The organism is Arsenophonus sp. ENCA (genome assembly GCF_002287155.1).
Taxonomy (GTDB): Bacteria; Pseudomonadota; Gammaproteobacteria; order Enterobacterales; family Enterobacteriaceae; genus Arsenophonus; species Arsenophonus nilaparvatae.
On record NZ_NHNG01000055.1, the window covers coordinates 1 to 2,692 of the forward strand.

The window sequence follows — 2,692 nt, forward strand, 5'->3', positions numbered from 1 at the left end:
AGCGTTTCGGCAGGAAATACACCACTTTTTCCGTAATATATTACCGGGATTGGACGGAGCCTTGTCGCGCCGGATTAATGACAACTTCCAGACGCTGAAAAATGCAACTTCAAGTTAATCGAGTATAGTAGATATATAAGCATTAGGATCAATATAAAGATTGGTGAAGTTGCATCGTCCGCCACCAGACATTAAAATTTTTCTACCCGCTTTTTTGCCATTATCCAATATCAGTACTTTTAACCCTTTTTGGCCTGCATTGGCTGCACAAAATAGACCGGCCGCTCCTGCACCTATAATGATTACGTCAAATTTTTCCACAAAATTTCTCTTTTATCTGAAAAGATATTTATTAATAATACAAATAGCGCGTTTTTTATTAAATAGCGTAAAATATTTATTACGATTTAAATTTGTGTGGACAAATGTTAGTAAGCACTATAAATCTACATATTCTTTATTTTATTAACTTAATGAAAGTAAAGAATATTTTTGTTTTATTTGTTTTTTTTGTCAATTAAAGTCAAAAAAGATGTAGATTTTGCTTCCACCGCTAACGTTTGTCACTGATAATGCATTGAGTTCATATTCAACAAATTGGCTTAAGGTTTATGCTACATTTATTTACTGGTTTGGATTTTTACACCGGTCTGTTATTAATACTAGCGCTATTATTTGTGCTATTTTACGAAGCAATTAATGGTTTCCATGATACCGCAAATGCAGTAGCAACGGTTATCTATACTCGAGCAATGCGAACTCAATTTGCGGTTGTTATGGCTGGTGTTTTTAACTTTTTTGGCGTTATTTTAGGTGGCTTGAGTGTTGCTTATGCTATTGTGCATCTATTGCCAACAGATCTTCTCTTGAATGTAAGTTCTGCTCATGGCCTGGCAATGGTTTTTTCCATGCTATTGGCGGCCATTATTTGGAATTTGGGTACCTGGTATTTGGGGTTACCGGCTTCTAGTTCACATACATTAATAGGTGCCATTATTGGTGTTGGTTTAACCAATGCATTAGTGACCGACTCCTCTATAGTGGATGCATTGAACATCCCAAAAGTTATTGAAATCTTTCTTTCCCTCATCCTTTCTCCTACTATTGGTTTTGTTATAGCTGGATTGCTAATTTTCTTTTTACGCCGTTATTGGAGTGGTACGAAAAAACGTCGTCGTATTCATTTAACACCGGCTGAGCGAGAGAAGAAAGATGGTAAAAGAAAACCCCCTTTTTGGACACGTACTGCATTGATTTTATCTGCCGTTGGCGTCAGTTTTTCTCATGGTGCTAATGATGGTCAGAAGGGTATTGGTCTTATTATGCTGGTGTTAATAGGCGTGGCGCCTGCTGGGTTTGTGCTTAATATGAATGCCAGTGGTTATGATATAACTCGTACCCATGACGCGATAGTGCATCTACAACATTATTATGAAGAGCATCAGTCAGCGGTAAAACATATTGTTAATAAGTCACAACATGAGTCGGAATTGGAAATTTTAGATGAGAAATTCCATTGTGATAATTCACGTCCTATTACTGTGCTAAAACAGACATCACTGATGTTGACGGATATTCAAAGTTATTCAGCACTAAAACCTGAGCAACGTAATCAAATGCGTCGATTATTAATGTGTTTATCGGATACAGCATTAGATGTAGCTAAACTACCAGAGACGTCCTCTTCGGATGCTCGTTTTCTGCGTAACTTGAGTAACGATTTGCTTAATACAGTGGAGTATGCGCCACTGTGGATTATTATTGCCGTTGCTTTGGCGCTTTCTGTCGGTACTATGATTGGTTGGCAACGTGTTGCTATAACGATTGGTGAAAAGATTGGTAAAAAAGGTATGACTTATGCGCAAGGTGTTTCTGCTCAAGTTACTGCGGCAGTTTCGATTGGTGTTGCAAGTTATACTGGTATGCCTGTATCAACAACACAAGTTTTATCTTCTGCAGTAGCCGGTACAATGGTTGTTGATGGTGGTGGTGTACAAGCTAAAACAATTAAAAATATATTACTGGCTTGGTTATTTACATTACCTATTTCTATTATACTTTCTGGTTTGTTTTATTGGATATCATTAAAATTTATATAGAAATGTCAGACAAACTATATAACAAAAATAGTGATGCTTAATTTGGCATCGGTATTTTTTTCATTGAATAATATATTATCTATATCATTTAAATATTATTTGAGTCCATTAATATCACCAAATGGCCCATATTAAACTTATAAAAACAATAATACTTAATCCACTAATTAACATGAATTGTTTGCGAATGCGTTCACAACGTAAAATAACTTCGGGATCGTGATGATTAGTGTATTGCTGAGTATTAATGTAACGGATTAGTTTTATATGCTTAGTCCATTGGCCATGGGCGGTAAAGAATCCGTTGCCATCAACAGATTGATAGAGCAAGGGATCAGATTCCCGCAGAATAAAAAGTAATATGCATATTACCATGCATGCAGATCACCCAATAACATTGATGGAGATCAGCTAATAACATTTAACCAGATCGCTTAATAACATCGATGGAGATCACTTTTGGCCCATTTTGTTATTCGGTGATCTCCATCAATGTTATTCTAATTATCACAGGTGTGTTGAACTGTATTCTTTGCCATATGAGGGTAGAGAATACCTATGCCAACAGTACCTATTTCAATGAGAAAACTAAA

At 36.1% G+C, this 2,692-nt stretch carries 2 protein-coding genes and 2 pseudogenes; 2 read left to right on the forward strand and 2 right to left on the reverse strand.

Annotated features, from left to right (window positions below; translation table 11 throughout):
• A pseudogene (locus tag CBG25_RS01590) lies at positions 1-118 on the forward strand (IS630 family transposase); the annotation flags it as partial.
• Between the two features lie 11 nt (positions 119-129).
• Here the strand turns inward: CBG25_RS01590 and CBG25_RS01595 are convergent.
• Positions 130-321, reverse strand: a pseudogene (locus CBG25_RS01595) (NAD(P)/FAD-dependent oxidoreductase); the annotation flags it as partial.
• Positions 322-611: 290 nt separating this feature from the next.
• Between CBG25_RS01595 and pitA the strand changes: the two are divergent.
• Positions 612-2,099, forward strand: coding sequence for an inorganic phosphate transporter PitA (pitA, locus tag CBG25_RS01600; protein WP_290604044.1), 1,488 nt, complete (start codon positions 612-614; stop codon positions 2,097-2,099).
• A gap of 114 nt (positions 2,100-2,213) precedes the next feature.
• Here pitA and CBG25_RS01605 read toward each other — a convergent pair whose 3' ends face one another.
• Positions 2,214-2,474 (reverse strand): universal stress protein UspB, encoded by a 261-nt coding sequence (locus CBG25_RS01605; RefSeq protein WP_290604047.1) that lies wholly within the window; start codon positions 2,472-2,474, stop codon positions 2,214-2,216.
• Positions 2,475-2,692: the final 218 nt, after the last annotated feature.

What these genes read in the sequence shown, in the direction of transcription:
- pitA (WP_290604044.1), top strand. Translation starts at nt 612, where the DNA reads ATGCTACATTTATTTACTGGTTTGGATTTTTACACCGGTCTGTTATTA.
- CBG25_RS01605 (WP_290604047.1), bottom strand. Translation starts at nt 2,474, where the DNA reads ATGGTAATATGCATATTACTTTTTATTCTGCGGGAATCTGATCCCTTG.